We start from the raw sequence: 16,433 nt of genomic DNA on the forward strand, positions 1-16,433 counted from the left end.
TCCCGCTACAGATCAGATTTATGCCAACCACGGAGGATTGATTATGCAGATCATCGTCATCGCGGCGGCATTTCTTCTTTCGGCGGCGCTCTCAACTGCTGCTTCCGCTGCCGAGGAGCCGTCGGGCGAACAGGTCTTCAACAATCACTGCCGCACCTGCCACACGTGGAAAGAGGGCGACAACCGGCTTGGTCCGAACCTGCACGGAATCATCGGCCGGAAAGCGGGATCGGTTGAGGGCTATTCCTATTCGCCGTCGATGAAGGACGCGAAGATCGTCTGGGATGAAGGCACTTTGGATAAGTTCATCGCCAATCCGGATAGCGTCGTTCCGAATAACAACATGAAGCCGTTTGTCGGCATCTCGGACGCCAAGGTCCGCTCGCAGATCATCGAATTTCTCAAATCGAACCCGCAGTGAGCGGGTTCGTTCACGCGGATGATGCGCGCCTGTAGATGTGCGTTCGATAAACCCGATACCGGATCGGCGACGCTGAAGCGGCCCGCGGCCGCTCGAATGCGAAACGCTTAGAACGGGATTTCGTCGTCGAGCGCCTTATCGAAGCTGCTGCTCTTACCGCCGCCGCTCGACTTCGAAACGCGACGCTGATCTCCGCCAGACGATGAGCCGAAACCGCCGTCGTTGCCGTAATCGGGACCGCTTTCCTGCATCCCCGAGGACGCGCCGCGACCGCCACCGGCACCGTCAAGCATCGTCAGCGTACCGCTGAAGCCTTGCAGCACGACCTCGGTCGAATACTTCTCGGCGCCGGACTGATCCGTCCACTTACGGGTTTGCAGCGCGCCTTCGATGTAAAGCTTCGAGCCTTTGCGCACGTACTGCTCGACGACCTTGCACAGCGGCTCGCTGAAAATAACGACGCGATGCCACTCCGTCTTTTCCTTGCGTTCGCCCGAGGACTTGTCGCGCCAGGTCTCGCTGGTCGCCAAGCTCAGGTTGGCGATCGGACGGCCGTCCTGCGTCCTGCGGATTTCCGGGTCTTTGCCGACGTTGCCGACGAGAATGACTTTATTGACCGAGCCTGCCATGTGCTCATCTCCTACAAACTTCAGTTGGCGACATCCGCTGCCGGCATAGCGGCGTCCGCGCTGGTTGTATCAGCTTCGGACGCGAGAATCTCTTGGCGACCTTAGCGGTTAGGACCGCCTGCTGCGCACGAGATCGAGCTTTTGCACAGACCTTTCATCCTTCAGGCCCAAGTCAGCGCCGTCCCGCCGTTGTTCTACTAATGTTCTTATATAGGCTGCGCGACCTGCTGAGGCAAGGCTCGCCGCCCTTCGACTCGAACTTTCCTGTGACGCGATGTTGAGAAAGCGCACGATCACCGCTGACGTGGCTTGACTGGTCTTCACGTTGGAGTATGGCGATAGCCGTTCACGCGCGTCGTTGTATGCGCCTTACCGGAGCACCGCGACTGCACGATGGCCCAGTACAATTGTAGCAATTGCCCCGGGTACTGCTGCTCATATCCCGTCATTGCTCTCAATAAGCGCGACGTCGAGCGGCTCGCGACCTACTTTAACCTCGGTTACAGCACGGCGAAGAAGCGATTCACGCGCGAAGGCCACGGCCATAAGTATCTGATGCGCCGCAAGCGCGATCCGCATTACGGCCGCATCTGCCAATTCTTCGATACCAAACTTCGCCGCTGCACGATCTACAAGGCGCGTCCGGGTGCCTGTCGTGCCTATCCGGGCACCGGGCGCTGCGGATATTACGACTTCCTGATGCATGAGCGGCGCTGCCAGAACGACGACACCTTCGTCGCGATCACCAATCACAAAGATTGAGGCTCTCGTTTGCTGCATCCGGCGCCTCCGCTTCGCGGAGCCGGCCGCCGGATGCAGTCGTGGGGTGAGAGTGAGTTCTGGCCGGAAGACCAATGTTATCTTCATCCTCGGCCGAAGAGCGAACGTCGAGCCGGGCGAAGTCCTCCCTTGGCGCTGGCGACTCTTCTTCGTCGAGCCGGCCGGAGTTTCTGTGGCGCTGGCGACTCTCCTTCGTCGAGCCGGCCGCCAGCGCGTTTCTTCCGTCATCCTCGGCCGAATGAGCGAAGCGAATGTTGGCCGGGGATCCAGCGTGAGACTCGGCAAAGCCGACCAAGTTTTTTCCACGCAGTGCGATCAGCGATTTTGCGCCTTCGGCGACTTTTGCGCTGGATCCCCGGTCTTCGAGGCGACTAAGTCGCGCTCAGCCGAGGATGACGAGGGTGCAGCGAAAACTCTACCCGCTCAAAAATCAAAACCCCGCCGGGTCCTTGGATCCGCGCGGGGTTCGGTTTTACCTTCGATGGTTCGCCCAGACTAAAACCGGACGTTTGAAGCGAGGCTCTGGTGTGTCACTCGGACATCCGCCCTCGTGTGAAGATTCCAAATTGTGCGAACGACAGTTTGCTTGGACGCGGCCAATTTCTCGAGAGCGCCCTTCAAACTGCGGACCTCGTGATCAGGTCTCGAGGTCCAGGTTTGTAACCCGGTGGAGTCATAGTCCTCCTCGAACAGTTTCGCCGTGTCACGCTTGCTGCCTTACCATTTAACGCACGAGCCTCACTCGCCGCATGCGCCCCACTGGCTCGCCATCCAATGTCCCCGGCTCGTCGACCCGCCGGCCGAGACGCCTCTTTCAAAGGACCGAATGACGACAACAGCACCGTAACATCAATAAATCTGGGACTGAAATCGCATGACGTCAAGGCATCATCGACGCTTCCGCGATCACAAATTTTACGAAAGATTTTCGCGCCCGCGAACGGAGTTTCGATGCGATTGGTTTTTCAACGCCATCGCGTGATTGCGAAACAGCACGTCTTCGCCGGAGTGAAATCCAACGAAGACGGTATCAATAACGGCTTGCTGCAAAGTCTGCGATGTAAGCCAGCTCGCTCAGGCGCGCATCGTATGCGCTATTTGATTGGGCAAGCTGTAGCGCACGGAACGGACTCGCTCTTTTCAACCGACCCGCGGAAGATCGAGACCGTTTCGCGAACGCATTGATTGCCGGTCTGCGTGACGCGGATAATGTTGTTGTTGGAATCCTTCGCCTGGCACAACACGCTGGCGTCCTGCGCAACTTCGAACGACCCTTCAGGCAGCGGCTTGCGCTCGCCTGCATAAGCGCTCGCGATCAGCCATGGCATCAAGCTTGCGGATTGCACGGACTTCGGCTTCGGCAACCGATCGAACGCAATCCATTCGTAGTTGATTTGGCCATTCGGTGATTTCACGCGGATCGAGATGTCGCCCGTCTTGTTGCAGCTTCCGACTTCTATGCGCGCGTTGCCCTGCATCGACAGCGACCGGTAATCGATCTTGCAATCGAAATTCTTCTCCAACAAAGCGGCCTGCGCTAGCCGGTGATCGACCTGATCGAACGGCACACCATTCGTCCACGAGAAATAGAGGTTTCGCGCGGTCGGGATTGCGGCGGCGACAGAGACCGCGAGAACGAGCAATTTGATGAGCGTCAGAGTGCGCGTCACCGGATGAGACGGGTTGCTCAGTTTCGAAAGGGAAGCGTCGCTCATGGAAACGGCCTTTTTGTTCGTCGTTGGCTGAGCGCACCTTATACCGGCCTTGTGGCGGAACACATACAGCGTTGTGAACGCGTATTCAGTATTGGGCGGCGGGAGTTTTTGTTTGCTCCGGGCGACTCTCCTTCCTCGAACCGGCCGCACGGAGGTTCTGTTGGCGCCGGGCGACTCTCCTTCGTCGAGCCGGCCGCCCGGCGGGTTGGGAGTGGCGCGATAGAAAAATTCTTCCGTCATCTTTGGCCGACGCGCCATCGGGTCTTCGGCACTTTTTGTGCTGGATCCCCGATCCGTCTCCATTCGCTCACCCTATCGAGGATGGGCGGTCTTACCGCCCGGCCCTGCAGCTCAGCCGCGACAGCGTGACAGCAGCCAACCGCGGCAATTCCATTGAAATCCGCCCGGAGAATGCCATTTCTGGCTTCCTGAACGGCCGCATTGCCGCCTCCTCGGCCCTCGGATAGACCTTCGCCCATGAAATCACCGTCCAAGAAGTCTCCCGCCCGCCCGGGGTCCGATCTGATGAAGACGATCCACGTCCGCGGCGCGCGCGAACACAACCTCAAGAACGTCGATCTCGAGATCCCGCGCGACGCGCTTGTCGTGTTCACGGGCCTCTCAGGTTCCGGCAAATCGTCTCTCGCATTCGATACGATCTATGCCGAGGGTCAGCGCCGCTATGTCGAAAGTCTTTCGGCTTATGCGCGGCAGTTTCTCGAGATGATGCAGAAGCCGGACGTCGATCATATCGACGGGCTGTCGCCTGCCATCTCGATCGAGCAGAAGACGACGAGCAAGAACCCGCGCTCGACGGTCGGCACCGTCACCGAAATCTATGACTATCTGCGCCTGCTCTTCGCGCGCGTCGGCGTTCCGTATTCGCCCGCGACCGGGCTGCCGATCGAAAGCCAAACCGTTTCGCAAATGGTGGACCGCGTGCTGGAATTGCCGGAAGGCACGCGTCTGTTGCTGTTGTCTCCCGTCGTGCGCGGCCGTAAAGGCGAGTACCGCAAGGAAATCGCCGAGTGGCAGAAGAAGGGCTATCAGCGCCTCAAGGTCAACGGAACCGTTTACGAGATCGGCGACGTGCCGAAGCTCGACAAGAAGTACAAACACGACATCGACGTCGTCGTGGATCGCATCGTCGTGAAGAAAGATCTCGGCACGCGTCTCGCGGATAGTTTCGAGCAGGCACTGAAGCTCTCCGATGGTCTCGCGATTGCGGAATTCGTGGATAAGGCGTTGCCGAAATCAGAGACGGAAGGCGCCAACAAATCGAAGAACGACACGCACGAGCGCATCGTCTTTTCGCAGCGGTTCGCGTGCCCGGTCTCAGGATTCACGATCGACGAAATCGAACCGCGTCTCTTCTCGTTCAACGCGCCTGCGGGTGCTTGCCCGGTCTGCGACGGTCTCGGCTCGGAACTCCGCTTCGAGCCCGACCTCGTTGTGCCCGACGGATCGCTGAGCCTCGAAAAGGGCGCTGTTTTCCCGTGGGCGAAAACGGGCGCCTCCTCGCCTTACTACGAGCAGACGCTGGAAAGCCTCGCGAAGCACTACAAGGTATCGATGAAGACGCCGTGGGAGCGTCTGCCGAAGCATGTGCAGCTCGCGATCCTCTACGGCTCGGGCGATGAAGACGTCGTCTTCACGTACTGGGACGGCACACGCAATTATTCGACCGAGAAAGCGTTCGAGGGCGTGATCGGCAACATCGCGCGGCGCTTTAAGGAAACGGATTCCGATTGGGTGCGCGAAGAACTCTCGCGCTATCAGGCGGCGCATCCGTGCGAAGCGTGCAATGGCTATCGCCTCAAACCGCAGGCGCTCGCAGTCAAGATCGGCGGCAAGCATATCGGCGAAGTCTGCGATCTCTCGATCAGAACCGCGAACGACTGGTTCGCCGAGATTCCGAATACATTCACGAAGCAGCAGACCGAGATCGCCACACGCATCCTGAAAGAGATCCGCGACCGGCTGAAGTTCCTCAACGACGTCGGCCTGCAATACCTGACGCTTTCGCGCGCGTCCGGCACGCTTTCGGGCGGGGAGTCTCAGCGTATCCGCCTCGCCTCGCAGATCGGGTCGGGGCTGACCGGCGTGCTGTACGTTCTCGATGAACCGTCGATCGGGTTGCATCAGCGCGATAACGCGCGGCTGCTTGAAACGCTCAAGCATCTTCGCGACATCGGCAACACCGTCATCGTCGTCGAGCATGATGAAGACGCGATCATGACGGCGGACCACGTCGTCGACATTGGACCGGGCGCGGGCATCCACGGCGGCGAAGTCATCGCGCAGGGCACACCCGCCGACATCATGGCGACGCCGACCAGCATCACCGGCGACTATCTCTCCGGCACGCGCTACGTTCCCATTCCGAAGACGCACCGCGCGCCTGATCCCAAGCGCATGCTCTCCGTTACCGGCGCGCGCTCGAACAACCTGAAGGACGTCTCGGCGTCGATACCGGTTGGGCTGCTCACGTGCATCACCGGCGTCTCGGGCGGCGGGAAATCCACGCTGCTGATCGACACGATCTTCAAGGCCGTGGCGCGCAAGCTCAACAACGCGAAGGATCATCCCGGCGAATACGACAAGATCACCGGCATCGAGCACTTCGATAAGATCATCGACATCGACCAAAGCCCGATCGGCCGCACGCCGCGCTCCAATCCGGCGACGTACACGGGCGCCTTCACGCCGATCCGCGAATGGTTCGCCGGACTGCCGGAATCGAAGACGCGCGGCTACGAGCCGGGGCGCTTTTCGTTCAACGTCAAAGGCGGACGCTGCGAAGCCTGCCAGGGCGACGGTGTCATCAAGATCGAGATGCACTTCCTGCCGGACGTCTACGTGACGTGCGAGGAATGCAAGGGCAAGCGCTACAATCGCGAGACGCTCGCCGTCACTTTCAAGGAGAAGTCCATCGCCGACGTTCTCGACATGACCGTCGAGGAAGGCGCGGAGTTCTTCAAAGCGGTGCCATCGATCCGCGACAAGCTTGAAACGCTGGCGCGCGTCGGCCTCGGCTACATCCACATCGGCCAGCAGGCGACGACGCTCTCGGGCGGCGAAGCGCAACGCATCAAGCTGTCGAAGGAACTTTCGCGCCGCGCGACCGGCCGCACGCTCTACATTCTCGACGAGCCGACGACGGGCCTGCACTTCCACGACGTCGCCAAGCTGCTCGAGGTGCTGCACGAGCTTGCGGACGCGGGCAACACGGTCGTCGTCATCGAGCACAATCTCGAAGTCATCAAGACGGCCGACTGGATCATCGATCTCGGCCCCGAAGGCGGCGACGGCGGCGGCACCATCGTTGCGGCTGGCACGCCTGAGGACGTCGCGAAGGTCAAGGAAAGCTATACGGGGCAGTACTTAAAGCCCGTTCTCGCGCGCAAGCCGAAGACCGCGCTCGGCGGCCAGCTCCCGAACAGGGACGCCAAGAAACTGAAGAAGCAAGCCGCGGAGTAGCCATGCCCGAAGCGGAACCACCACTCGCGATCACAGCCGAGAACGCTCCGCTTCGGACCATACCATCGAACTATCGCGAACCATTCTTCAGCCGCATGGGAATGCGCGAGAAGCGGCCCCTCGGCGACATCTTTGGCCTCAGAAACTTCGGTGTGAATCTCACGACGCTGCTGCCCGGCGGCGAGTCCGCGCTGCTGCATCGCCACAGCAAGCAGGACGAATTCGTTTACATTCTCGAAGGCACGCCGACGCTCGTGACGGACGCTGGCGAAGTCGAATTCGCCCCCAGGATGTGCGCGGGGTTTGCCGCTGGCGGCGTCGCGCATCATCTCGTCAATCGCAGCACCGGCCCGGTGATCTATCTCGAAGTTGGAGATCGCACGCCTGGCGATGAGGGCAGTTATCCCAACGACGACATCAAAGCCGCGCTCGGTGCCGACAACACTTGGGACTTCACCCACAAAGACGGCCGACTAAGGCTGGCGTCCCAACGCGGAATGAGGCCATCCGCCTTCTCTGCAGGGAGACAGCCTAAGCAGCAGCGCCGTCGCTCCCTCTCCCCGAGGTGAGCGGCGAAGACGGGCATCGGAAGAAAAGTTTGGGCGGATGTCGGAACGGACCGGGCAAGATCGTCTTAGAAGAACGAAGCGCCTGCTCCGATAAGAACCCACCGTTCAGAAAAGGAAACCCGATGTCCAAAAACCGAATTTGCGTCTGGTACGACAAGGACGCCGAAGCCGCCGCCCGCTTCTACGCCGAGACATTCCCCGACAGCGCGCTGCTGGCCGTTCACCGCGCGCCGAGCGATTACCCATCCGGCAAGGCGGGCGACGCGCTCGTCGTCGATTTCACCGTCGCCGGAATTCCGTGCATGGGCCTCAACGGCGGACCAGGGAAACCGCACAGCGAAGCGTTCTCGTTCCAGATCAGCACCGAAGATCAAGCCGAGACCGACCGCTACTGGAACGCCATCGTCGGCAACGGCGGACAGGAAAGCATGTGCGGCTGGTGCAAGGACAAGTGGGGCATCAATTGGCAGATCACGCCGCGCGTGCTGACCGACGCGATGGCCGCCGGTGGCGCCGAAGCCAAACGCGCGTTCGACGCGATGCTCACGATGCGGAAGATCGATGTTGCCGCGATTGAGCGGGCAAGGCGGGGGTGAAGGCGGGAGGCGGCCGGCTCCCGGAACAGGAGCCGACGAGCGCCTATCAGAAACCGAAAAGCAGTCGGCGGAATATTGCCGTCCCCATCTCCCGCTGGGGAAGTGCGAGGGCGTCATCAAGCCTATTCAGAGGCTCTGAGGGCATTGCCGGGTTGGGGGACACGCGTGGCGGCCGACGCTCCGCCGCGTCGGCTAGGCAGCTTCCCAGTAGCCGATGGCCTTGCTGAGAAATTTTTTGCACTTCTCGGCGCGCCAAGTCACGAGCGATGTGGGATGGAATAAGGAGCAGAGATCATTTGCACAAACGAATTTGCTGCGATCCGCGTTCCACAGCCAATCCAACGTATCGAAAAGGTTTTGTTGCTCTGTACCCCCGAAGCGATCGAGCGGGACGTTCCACAATAGACCTTCGATGAAGTACGAGGGCGCTAGATTGTCTTCAATCACATTTTTCTCAATCATGGTGTTACGTAGATTTTTGTAAATTCGTGCTGTGTGTTTGAACCAGTTGTTGCTGTGCCTATGCTTTTTCGCGCAATTATCCCTATGCTGTTTTGGGAAATTGTCGATCCGCACGCCGCTCGAATTGAAGAATGAAATTCCGTCCTGACAACTCTGATCGTTCAAGCTTCTGAAACGCTCATAGCGGCGGTGTTTACAGCACACGAGCACGTCTGCGTTCCGCCGATTGCCATTGCCCTTAATACAAATCGCCTTTGTGCCGGTCTGGACGTCGCTTCCGTACTTCTTCACGAGCCAGCTCGTCACGTCGTTTTTAAACTGCTTGAGCGTGTACTCCGCATCAGAATGCGCGGCCTTCCATAGTTGCTCCTCTTCATCAGTCAGGATCGAGAGATCCGGGTAAAAGGTCTGATTGAGTTGGATCACGACATCCACGTCACTATCGCCATAGATGTTGGTATCGTTCTTGTACGACCCTTGTAGGAAGATGCTAAAATCCTTCGTGCAGAAAGGCGAGTTGCTATCGTTGAGCCAGGTCTTCAAGGTGTCATGTGTCGCCGTGAACTGCCCGGTCGAGCCTTGCTTGCCCCAAGTCTTGAGCTGATCCTCGGAAATCATAAAACTGGTTCCTACAAAAGAATTCTTTTCAAATCGGTTTCGGCCTTCGCGAAAGACTCTCTTCCTCGCTGGCGCAGAATGTTGAGCTTCGTACAATTGTGCTCGAACAAGTCCGTCGCCATTTCGGGCTGCTCGAACGTGTCGCTGATCCGAACAGTCGGGACGTGCTGATATAGAACGTGCCGGAGCTGATCCATAGACTGCGTGTTAATCTCCAATGTCTTTTGGAGAAGTTGAACACTCGGAAGCTTTTGCGCCCACTTCGTTGTGCCAAACCACGATTGCTTCGGCGAAGGGTATACGCCTACACCGCAGCTCACGACGCGGAGGTGTTCGGGAGAGAGCTTCAGGGCCATGATAGCTTCTGAGATGGCGTAAAGGGTTGGGTTGTTTGCGCAGTATCCGCCATCAATGAGTTCGATGAGGTCTCCCATATCCGTCTTCACCGTCTTCCGCTCGAAGAACGGGTATGCCGAGCACGATGCCTGGACCGCGTCCGAAACCTTCACGCCGAAGCCGGGTGAGAAAGTTCCTTTCCTACCATGAGCCTGTTCGACGCTCGTTTTGAAGATCATGGGCCGCTCGATGACCCACCGCGTCGTTACGATCCCTACGCCGGTCTTCATGTCGGTGAACATCGCGTCCGTAAACACGTCGTCTCCGAGTTTTTTCAAAGCGGCCGACTTGCTCATGCGCTTCTTCTTCTTCATTACTTTTGGGACGTTATCCTCGTAAAGGTCGCTGATGTCCTTCACACTTTTCCCGAGCGCCAGGAGAGCGGCGATAATTGCACCGGTACTCGTACCGAAAATGAGGTCAAATTTTTCGTGTAAGCGGCTTTTCACCATACCCTCGATCTCGCGCAGGACACCGAGAGTATAGAAGCCTTTAGCTCCTCCTCCATCCAAGCTCAGAATGCGGCATGGCCTTTCGGCTGAGAAATCGGCCATTGGCTCCATTTGAGGCCTAAGTGCCTCCCCCCCGAAGCAGCTAGCTAGCGCCTTTTATTATGGCACCAAACTGCGATTGCCATTCCCATAAAAATCTTATCCCCACTTCTTCAGTACACGGTACAATCTCCTCACCCATCCGGCAAGGGCTGCGGGCGAGGCGTCGCGCGGGGCTCGGGTGGGGAAGGAGCTTTTGATTGCGCCCGGCGACTCTTCTTCGTCGAACCGGCCGCCGGGCGCGTTGCCGCTCGCGGAATGCGCGTGATGCGGACAAGGCGAAGGATCGGGTCCGCACGGGGTGAGAAGCCCGTGTGCGGAGCATCCCGCTTCATTAAGTGATCTGGTCGGAACCCTGTTCTCGGTCTGTCACGGAGCGGACCGGTTCTGAGACTTCGATTTGCGACTGCCTACGCCGCGTGACCCGGCCGCTTCGTGCTTAATTGATGGCGCACGGCGACTCCCGTTCCGGGAGCCGGCCGCCGTGCGCGTTTATTGATGGCGCCAACGACTCCGCTTCGCGGAGCCGGCCGGATGGCGCGTCTTCCGCCGCGTGATAGATCCCGCCGTGTGCAGTGCACAGCTCATCCGTAGGCGTCTCTTTAAATCTGTGCTTATTAACCAGCGCTGCTAACACCTTGCTAAAGACTTGGTCGTCCTATTCGGGCGTCAACGTAAGGAGGATGCGCGATGCTTTCTCGACGACATTTCTGCTGCGGCGCCGCTATCACCGCGAGCCTGCTGACCTTCGACCGATCGTTCGCCGCCGATCAATGCGCGGCGCTGACGCGCGAACGGCAAGCGGTTCTCTCGCCCGACGCCGCGCTCGAAAAACTCAAGGCCGGAAACGAGCGTTTCGTTTCGCGGAACATGCGCAATTGCGATTTGGTCGAGCAAGTGCGTGCAACCTCGTACGGACAATTCCCGTCGGCCATCGTGATCGGCTGCATCGATTCTCGCGTGCCGCCCGAGCTTGTGTTCGACCAGCGCATCGGCGACCTCTTCAGCGCTCGCGTGGCGGGCAACGTCATCAACGATGATATTGTCGGCAGCTCCGAGTTCGCGACGAAGATCTCTGGCGCGCAACTGATCGTGGTTCTCGGCCATAGCGAGTGCGGCGCGATCAAGGGCGCGATCGACGGCGCAGAGCTTGGCGAGCTCACGCAGCTCCTGGCGAAGATCAAGCCCGCGGTTGAAGCCTGCAAGAACGTTCCCGGCGAGCATACGTCGAAGAACGCCGATTTCGTGCAACAGGTGGCGATCGCCAATGCCCGCCTCGGCGTGGAACGGCTGTCAGACATGAGCGACGTTCTTCGCGGCCGCGTCGCCGCCAAGCAGCTCAAGATCGTGTCGGCGATGCACGACGTCGCGACCGGGCGGATCGCGTTTCTGGAGTGAGGAGCTTTGTTTGTACACGGCGACTCGCGTTCCGCGAGCCGGCCGCCGCGTGCGGACGACAAAAAAGCCGAGCGGATTGCTCCGCCCGGCTCAAACCGTGATGCCGCTATCGGCATCTATCCGAGGTCGTGCTTATGGGCACATCCAGACCGGTCCGACTGCTACGCAGCCGCGCGAACGCCAGCCGTGCGGACGGTGGTGATGGCGATGCCAACCGCGATACCGGTCATTGCCGCGATAGTGGCGATGGCGATAGCTCCGTTCCCGGAAGTGGCGATGACGACGATAGTCGCCATGACCCCGATACTGAGCGAGCTCGATGCCGCTCGTGGACTGGCTCAGACCAGCGACGTTGCTGGTCGCGGGCGCTGCGGAGGCGGCGGTGCTTCCAACAGCCGCTCCAAGGGCCATGAGCCCAACCATGATGAGACGCTTCATATGTAGTCGCTCCTAACTATCAAATTGCGTTCTTGCAGCCTGCGTGTTTGCAGGCCAGCTCGAAATCGCAGCGGGCAGATTGGCACCGCCAGCCGCTTTGTCGTGCATGAGTACGTAACGTTCAAGCGAGGCTTTTCCGCCGCATAAAAAAGAAAAAAAAGTGATCGCGGATTATTTTGTTGTGTTAGATTGTCTTTTGTCATCCGCGCGGCGGCGCTTGCACGTCGAGGTAGAGAGAAGGCGGTTTGAGTTTAAAAAATGCGGCGGACATTGCTGTCCGCCGCCTCACCACCGCGAGTGAGAAGTTTCTTAGTATCCGTACGGATCGCCATAACCGCCGGGGCCGATGTAAACGCTCACGCCCGGTCCGCCGTAATAGCCGTAATTGCGATAGCCGCCGCGCCAGCCGTAATCGTCGTTGCGGCCGTAGCGCCTCAGTTGCTCGCGATCCTGCCGATTCAGATGGTACCCGGCGCGATCCTTCGCACGCGCACCTTCCACACCACTGATTGAATCTGCCTGCGCGACAGGTGCCGCGATGGCCACGGCCAAAGCCGCACTTGCGGCGGCTGCCCAATTCCATTTCATCGCCTGACTCCTTATACTTTTCGCCAATACGTCCGCCGTATGCGGGTGGCGAATTCGCTGTTCGGGGTATCCAACGCGGTCCCCCGCGCGGGCGTTCCGACACATATGGCGACGTAAGGCCACGCCTCTCAGGAGATCCGCAAATGACGGGACTCGCAGGCCGTTTCTTCGCTAGCGCCTTAATTTATGCCGTGCTCGGCATGTCGCTCGGGTTGCTCATGGGCATTACCAAAGATCACACGCAAATGCCGACGCATGCGCATCTTTTACTCATCGGCTGGGTGAGCTTTACGCTGATTGGATTTTTCTATCATTTGTTCCCTGAGCGCGCTTCCAGCCGATGGGCAAACGTGCACTTCTGGCTAGCGCAAGCGAGCATCTTAGTGCTGATTGCAGGCTTGGCTCAGATCTTTGCTGGATATGAGTCGGGCGAACTGTTTGCGGCCGTCGGCTCGATCGGTCTGCTCATTTCGACGGTGCTTTTTGCAATCATCGCTTGGCCCGCGTTTGGGCGCGGCCATGCCCCATTGTGACGGAGACGACCGATGTTTCTTCCCTTCTGGCAGCGTCTGCTCGTTACCGTTGCCGCGATGCTGCTCGCGAGTTGGGTTGTGGGGCTGATGTGGCAGTCGATTTTCAACTTTCCGCTGCCGAGTTACGTCGGCGGTGTCGTCGGCGGGCTGGCGTCGCTGACGGTCTGGGATTTGTTGAAGCGTATACGGCCTGCATCTTGATTGCACACGGCGACACGCGTTCCGCGAGCCGGCCGCCGTGTGCGTTGATTATTCTTAGTTGCACACGGCGACACGCGTTCCGCGAGCCGGCCGCCGTGTGCGTTGGTTGTTAGGACGAACGTTGATTAGTCGCGAAGGACGGAGCGGATCTGGCCCTCGTACTGATTCACTGCTTCCAACGCGCGCGCTTTCATTGCCGGATCAGACGAGTTCGCTGCCGTAAACCCTTCGATTGCGTCTCGTGCATTGTTCACGATCTGAGTGGCGGCGCCCTGCGGATTCATTTCCCGGGTGGCAATCTTTTGCAGCAACTGCGTGAGGATCACTCCGGTTGCGAGCGACAGGCCCGACAATTCGACGACCTCGCGCTTCAATTCCGCGATTGCGGCATTCACGTCTTTCACGTCAGCCATGTGTCTGAACTCCCTGGGCCGGATTTTCTGTGGTGCTAATACCAAGCGGCGAGACGCGCAAGGATGGGCTTCGTCCGCGACTAATTTTCGCTGAATGGCGTCGATTTCGGCAGGCCGATATGCGCAAATTCCGGCGATTGAAACAGGAGGCTTCGATGGCGATCGACTATTGGATTGGCGCGGGCGTTTTGGTTGCGACCGCAGCTACGGATGCCGCTTACGTGATGTTCACGTCTTCCGTCGTCGCAAAGCGCGCCCTCGCCGCCGCGAATTGGAGCAGCGTCTGGTACATGCTCTCGTCGTTCGCGGTTATCAGCTACACGAACAACTGGCTCTACGTCGGCTTTGCGATCGTCGGTTCTTGGATCGGCGCTTATCTCACGCTCAGGTTCTTCAACCGCGAGCCGAGCCATCCGCCAGCGCCGTTGAAGCCGACAGCCTGAAGCATTGCACTTGCTTGCGCCTCACGTGAAGGACCGGAGACGTCAGTCCTTCACGTATCTTGAGGGTTCACGCGTAAGACCTATTCATATGTGCGCCGTCGCGTATCCATACGAAGATGTGCGTGGGTTGGCCGCTCGTGGCGAACGATCCTCCGGCCATAGTAGTCGTCAGGGCCGGGCATTACCTGGCTCGTCTCGGGCGGAGACGCACCGTTGTGTTGCTCCTGGCAAAAGACCCAATTGCCCGGATCACCGTTCGCATAGCCCATGTAGTAGGCGTTTGCAGAGATCGTGCTGACGCCGAGTAGCAAAGCGGCTGAAGCGCAGCCGGTCGCGATTTTGGTAAGAGTGCGTTTCATGTTCCAAGCTCCTTTGCACCCCATCGTCTTTGAAGTGAGCAAGGTGCAGCGGCGGAACAAGCTGCCAGATGAGCTATCTCCAAAAGCCTATGTGAGAGACGATTATTTGCGTCAGCTGTCCGCTGGAAGCGGTTGCCTAATGGGCGCGGCGACGGCGGTGCGCGGCTTCACGAGCAACAACAGCAAGCCCGCGAACAGGATCATGATCCCCGCCGCTTGAAACATGTCGCCGAACGGCACGTGACGTTCCTTCAACATTCCGCCGACGTACGTCATGACGCCGCCAGCTGTCGTGCCGACGAAGTTGAGGAGGCCATACGCTGTTGCTCGATGGTGGACATCTGTGACCGTGCATGCGGCTGGCATAAGATTGGAATCGAGGAAGCCCTGCGACATGCCAGCGACGAGCACGCAGAGAAGAATGAGCGGCACGAAGTCGATGAACCCAACGGCCACGAGGCAGGGCGCAGCGATCAAGAAGCCGATTGCAGGAACGAGCGCGCGTGCTCTCGGATTGGTTATCGACCAGCGGTCGGAGGCATGGCTGGCGATCAGCATGCCCATGAAGGCGGCTCCGTTAAAGGTCATCGGACCATAAACCCCGGCCCAAGCCTGCGTGACGCCAAGCTCCGATCTAAAGAATTCCGGCAACCAGTTTCGCACCGGCCAATACGCGGCGCCATTGAGAAGGTTCATGGCCAGTAGAAAGCGAAAGCCCGGTGTCGACAGCAATGCCTGAAACGCGCCGACGCTCGGCGTTGAAGCGGCTTGGGTTTCAACTTCAAGCGCTTCAATCTCATCGTTCTCGCTGGTTGGCTTTGGAAAGATGATCATCAACACGAGGGCATAAGCGACACCGATCGCGCCAATGATGAGAAACCCCGTGCGCCATCCGAAGGCTTCTGCGAAAGCGCCGCCGAGTCCGCCGAGAACGGAGCCCATGTAAACGCCGCTGAGGTGTAAGCCCGTGGCGCGCGAACGCGTTGGCCCGCGATGGTATTCGACGATCAATGCAACAGCGGCTGGCATGTAGAACGCTTCGCTGACACCGAGCAGCGCGCGCGCTGCGAGCATGCCTTCGAACGAGGTGACAATCCCGGTTACGAACGTTGCCGCGGACCAAACGATAAGGCTTGTGATGATGACCGGTCGCTTGCCGACACGATCGGCCACGTAACCGGCGATCGGAGAGCAAATTCCGTAAATCCAGAGAAATACGGACGACAACAACCCGAATTGCGCGTCGCCGATATGCAGATCGGCTTTGATCGGCCCTGGCATCGTGACGACCAGTTGCCGATCGAGATAATTAAGCGTCGCGACCAGCCATAAGAGTCCGACAACGAACCACGCTGCGCGGCGCAACCCCGCTTCTTGCATTTCCCCCGGGCCTTTCGTGTGCGCGCGTCCCCGACGCTACGGCAGCCGATAGCAGTTCTCAAAAACGCGCGGCTGTCGCGTTACATCGTAGCCCGTGAGGCATTGGACGAGATAGTGCGTGTTCGGCTTTTTGAATAGGATGAAGGTCGAGCGGTTGTCAGAATTGCTCGCGTAGCCCGCGATCTCCCAACCCGATCGCAGAAGATCGCCGACTGACTCTACCGCGTCACCTGAATCGTGGTTCTCAGCCGCCGTCACAGTGGCGGCTCCGAACGCGGATGCAAACACGATTGCCGCGCACAGTCTTGAAAGCATTGCTCTCTCCCACGGCTATTCTAGAAAGCGCCTACAGCGCCTCTTGGTGGAGATGAGCATAACATATCGTGGATATCATCGTTTAGGTTAGAACTGCTGTTTGATTGCAACAGGTTCGTTTGATGTGCGCAGCATCGTGGAACGAGCG

At 59.1% G+C, this 16,433-nt stretch carries 19 protein-coding genes; 9 read left to right on the forward strand and 10 right to left on the reverse strand.

Annotation, left to right across the window (positions count from 1 at the left end; translation table 11 throughout):
* Positions 1-43 precede the first annotated feature (43 nt).
* Positions 44-421 (forward strand): c-type cytochrome, encoded by a 378-nt coding sequence (locus DLM45_RS03105; RefSeq protein ID WP_181335528.1) that lies wholly within the window; start codon positions 44-46, stop codon positions 419-421.
* 107 nt (positions 422-528) lie between these two features.
* Here the strand turns inward: DLM45_RS03105 and DLM45_RS03110 are convergent, their stop codons facing one another.
* Complete coding sequence (locus tag DLM45_RS03110; RefSeq protein ID WP_181335529.1) at positions 529-1,050, reverse strand: single-stranded DNA-binding protein; 522 nt, start codon at positions 1,048-1,050, stop codon at positions 529-531.
* 393 nt (positions 1,051-1,443) lie between these two features.
* Between DLM45_RS03110 and DLM45_RS03115 the strand changes: the two genes are divergently transcribed.
* Positions 1,444-1,812, forward strand: coding sequence for a YkgJ family cysteine cluster protein (locus DLM45_RS03115; RefSeq protein ID WP_181335530.1), 369 nt, complete (start codon positions 1,444-1,446; stop codon positions 1,810-1,812).
* A 1,112-nt stretch (positions 1,813-2,924) separates the two neighbouring features.
* Here the strand turns inward: DLM45_RS03115 and DLM45_RS03120 are convergent.
* Positions 2,925-3,545 (reverse strand): hypothetical protein, encoded by a 621-nt coding sequence (locus tag DLM45_RS03120; protein ID WP_181335531.1) that lies wholly within the window; start codon positions 3,543-3,545, stop codon positions 2,925-2,927.
* A gap of 477 nt (positions 3,546-4,022) precedes the next feature.
* Here DLM45_RS03120 and uvrA point away from each other — a divergent pair, with 477 nt between their 5' ends.
* The 3 genes from uvrA to DLM45_RS03135 all read left to right on the forward strand — a co-directional run bounded on the left by uvrA (position 4,023) and on the right by DLM45_RS03135 (position 8,190).
* Positions 4,023-7,025, forward strand: coding sequence for an excinuclease ABC subunit UvrA (uvrA, locus tag DLM45_RS03125; RefSeq protein ID WP_425485191.1), 3,003 nt, complete (start codon positions 4,023-4,025; stop codon positions 7,023-7,025).
* 2 nt (positions 7,026-7,027) lie between these two features.
* Complete coding sequence (locus tag DLM45_RS03130) at positions 7,028-7,594, forward strand: cupin domain-containing protein (RefSeq protein WP_181335532.1); 567 nt, start codon at positions 7,028-7,030, stop codon at positions 7,592-7,594.
* 122 nt (positions 7,595-7,716) lie between these two features.
* Positions 7,717-8,190, forward strand: coding sequence for a VOC family protein (locus DLM45_RS03135; RefSeq protein ID WP_181335533.1), 474 nt, complete (start codon positions 7,717-7,719; stop codon positions 8,188-8,190).
* A gap of 192 nt (positions 8,191-8,382) precedes the next feature.
* Here DLM45_RS03135 and DLM45_RS03140 read toward each other — a convergent pair whose 3' ends face one another.
* Together DLM45_RS03140 and DLM45_RS03145 are read right to left on the reverse strand one after the other, a co-directional pair.
* Positions 8,383-9,270, reverse strand: a complete 888-nt coding sequence (locus DLM45_RS03140) for an anti-phage nucleotidyltransferase (protein WP_181335534.1) — start codon at positions 9,268-9,270, stop codon at positions 8,383-8,385.
* 11 nt (positions 9,271-9,281) lie between these two features.
* Entirely contained in the window at positions 9,282-10,220 is a 939-nt protein-coding gene (locus tag DLM45_RS03145) for an anti-phage phospholipase (RefSeq protein ID WP_181335535.1), read from the reverse strand.
* Between the two features lie 687 nt (positions 10,221-10,907).
* Here DLM45_RS03145 and DLM45_RS03150 point away from each other — a divergent pair.
* Positions 10,908-11,615, forward strand: coding sequence for a carbonic anhydrase family protein (locus DLM45_RS03150; protein WP_181335536.1), 708 nt, complete (start codon positions 10,908-10,910; stop codon positions 11,613-11,615).
* Positions 11,616-11,747: 132 nt separating this feature from the next.
* Here the strand turns inward: DLM45_RS03150 and DLM45_RS03155 are convergent, their stop codons facing one another.
* Positions 11,748-12,053, reverse strand: coding sequence for a hypothetical protein (locus DLM45_RS03155; RefSeq protein WP_181335537.1), 306 nt, complete (start codon positions 12,051-12,053; stop codon positions 11,748-11,750).
* A gap of 309 nt (positions 12,054-12,362) precedes the next feature.
* A complete protein-coding gene (locus DLM45_RS03160; protein WP_181335538.1) occupies positions 12,363-12,641 on the reverse strand; it encodes a hypothetical protein in 279 nt (92 codons plus the stop codon).
* Between the two features lie 143 nt (positions 12,642-12,784).
* On the opposite strand from DLM45_RS03160, the gene DLM45_RS03165 reads away from it, so the two are divergent.
* Together DLM45_RS03165 and DLM45_RS03170 are read left to right on the forward strand one after the other, a co-directional pair.
* Positions 12,785-13,174, forward strand: a complete 390-nt coding sequence (locus tag DLM45_RS03165) for a hypothetical protein (protein ID WP_181335539.1) — start codon at positions 12,785-12,787, stop codon at positions 13,172-13,174.
* Positions 13,175-13,186: 12 nt separating this feature from the next.
* A complete protein-coding gene (locus DLM45_RS03170) occupies positions 13,187-13,375 on the forward strand; it encodes a hypothetical protein (RefSeq protein ID WP_181335540.1) in 189 nt (62 codons plus the stop codon).
* 125 nt (positions 13,376-13,500) lie between these two features.
* On the opposite strand, the gene DLM45_RS03175 is transcribed toward DLM45_RS03170, so the two are convergent.
* A complete protein-coding gene (locus tag DLM45_RS03175; RefSeq protein WP_181335541.1) occupies positions 13,501-13,788 on the reverse strand; it encodes a hypothetical protein in 288 nt (95 codons plus the stop codon).
* A gap of 155 nt (positions 13,789-13,943) precedes the next feature.
* Between DLM45_RS03175 and DLM45_RS03180 the strand changes: the two genes are divergently transcribed.
* The gene (locus DLM45_RS03180; RefSeq protein WP_181335542.1) at positions 13,944-14,231 is read left to right on the forward strand and encodes a hypothetical protein; all 288 of its coding nucleotides are present in this window, start codon (positions 13,944-13,946) and stop codon (positions 14,229-14,231) included.
* Positions 14,232-14,311: 80 nt separating this feature from the next.
* Here DLM45_RS03180 and DLM45_RS03185 read toward each other — a convergent pair whose 3' ends face one another.
* The 3 genes from DLM45_RS03185 to DLM45_RS16450 form a co-directional block, all read right to left on the reverse strand.
* Positions 14,312-14,590 carry a hypothetical protein gene (locus tag DLM45_RS03185; protein WP_181335543.1) on the reverse strand — a complete coding sequence of 93 codons (279 nt, stop codon included), beginning with the start codon at positions 14,588-14,590 and terminating at the stop codon, positions 14,312-14,314.
* A 111-nt stretch (positions 14,591-14,701) separates the two neighbouring features.
* Positions 14,702-15,970 (reverse strand): MFS transporter, encoded by a 1,269-nt coding sequence (locus tag DLM45_RS03190; protein WP_181335544.1) that lies wholly within the window; start codon positions 15,968-15,970, stop codon positions 14,702-14,704.
* Between the two features lie 36 nt (positions 15,971-16,006).
* Positions 16,007-16,285, reverse strand: a complete 279-nt coding sequence (locus tag DLM45_RS16450) for a hypothetical protein (RefSeq protein ID WP_246317125.1) — start codon at positions 16,283-16,285, stop codon at positions 16,007-16,009.
* Positions 16,286-16,433: the final 148 nt, after the last annotated feature.

The sequence above is a fragment of the Hyphomicrobium methylovorum genome (genome assembly GCF_013626205.1).
GTDB lineage: Bacteria > Pseudomonadota > Alphaproteobacteria > Rhizobiales > Hyphomicrobiaceae > Hyphomicrobium_B > Hyphomicrobium_B methylovorum.

Bases quoted from the DNA above. Each gene is read 5' to 3' on its own strand.
- DLM45_RS16450 (WP_246317125.1), bottom strand. From the start codon at position 16,285: ATGCTTTCAAGACTGTGCGCGGCAATCGTGTTTGCATCCGCGTTCGGA.
- DLM45_RS03105 (WP_181335528.1), top strand. From the start codon at position 44: ATGCAGATCATCGTCATCGCGGCGGCATTTCTTCTTTCGGCGGCGCTC.
- DLM45_RS03140 (WP_181335534.1), bottom strand. From the start codon at position 9,270: ATGATTTCCGAGGATCAGCTCAAGACTTGGGGCAAGCAAGGCTCGACC.
- DLM45_RS03155 (WP_181335537.1), bottom strand. From the start codon at position 12,053: ATGAAGCGTCTCATCATGGTTGGGCTCATGGCCCTTGGAGCGGCTGTT.
- DLM45_RS03190 (WP_181335544.1), bottom strand. From the start codon at position 15,970: ATGCAAGAAGCGGGGTTGCGCCGCGCAGCGTGGTTCGTTGTCGGACTC.
- DLM45_RS03120 (WP_181335531.1), bottom strand. From the start codon at position 3,545: ATGAGCGACGCTTCCCTTTCGAAACTGAGCAACCCGTCTCATCCGGTG.
- DLM45_RS03135 (WP_181335533.1), top strand. From the start codon at position 7,717: ATGTCCAAAAACCGAATTTGCGTCTGGTACGACAAGGACGCCGAAGCC.
- DLM45_RS03180 (WP_181335542.1), top strand. From the start codon at position 13,944: ATGGCGATCGACTATTGGATTGGCGCGGGCGTTTTGGTTGCGACCGCA.
- DLM45_RS03145 (WP_181335535.1), bottom strand. From the start codon at position 10,220: ATGGCCGATTTCTCAGCCGAAAGGCCATGCCGCATTCTGAGCTTGGAT.
- uvrA (WP_425485191.1), top strand. From the start codon at position 4,023: ATGAAATCACCGTCCAAGAAGTCTCCCGCCCGCCCGGGGTCCGATCTG.
- DLM45_RS03115 (WP_181335530.1), top strand. From the start codon at position 1,444: ATGGCCCAGTACAATTGTAGCAATTGCCCCGGGTACTGCTGCTCATAT.
- DLM45_RS03175 (WP_181335541.1), bottom strand. From the start codon at position 13,788: ATGGCTGACGTGAAAGACGTGAATGCCGCAATCGCGGAATTGAAGCGC.
- DLM45_RS03130 (WP_181335532.1), top strand. From the start codon at position 7,028: ATGCCCGAAGCGGAACCACCACTCGCGATCACAGCCGAGAACGCTCCG.
- DLM45_RS03150 (WP_181335536.1), top strand. From the start codon at position 10,908: ATGCTTTCTCGACGACATTTCTGCTGCGGCGCCGCTATCACCGCGAGC.
- DLM45_RS03185 (WP_181335543.1), bottom strand. From the start codon at position 14,590: ATGAAACGCACTCTTACCAAAATCGCGACCGGCTGCGCTTCAGCCGCT.
- DLM45_RS03170 (WP_181335540.1), top strand. From the start codon at position 13,187: ATGTTTCTTCCCTTCTGGCAGCGTCTGCTCGTTACCGTTGCCGCGATG.
- DLM45_RS03160 (WP_181335538.1), bottom strand. From the start codon at position 12,641: ATGAAATGGAATTGGGCAGCCGCCGCAAGTGCGGCTTTGGCCGTGGCC.
- DLM45_RS03165 (WP_181335539.1), top strand. From the start codon at position 12,785: ATGACGGGACTCGCAGGCCGTTTCTTCGCTAGCGCCTTAATTTATGCC.
- DLM45_RS03110 (WP_181335529.1), bottom strand. From the start codon at position 1,050: ATGGCAGGCTCGGTCAATAAAGTCATTCTCGTCGGCAACGTCGGCAAA.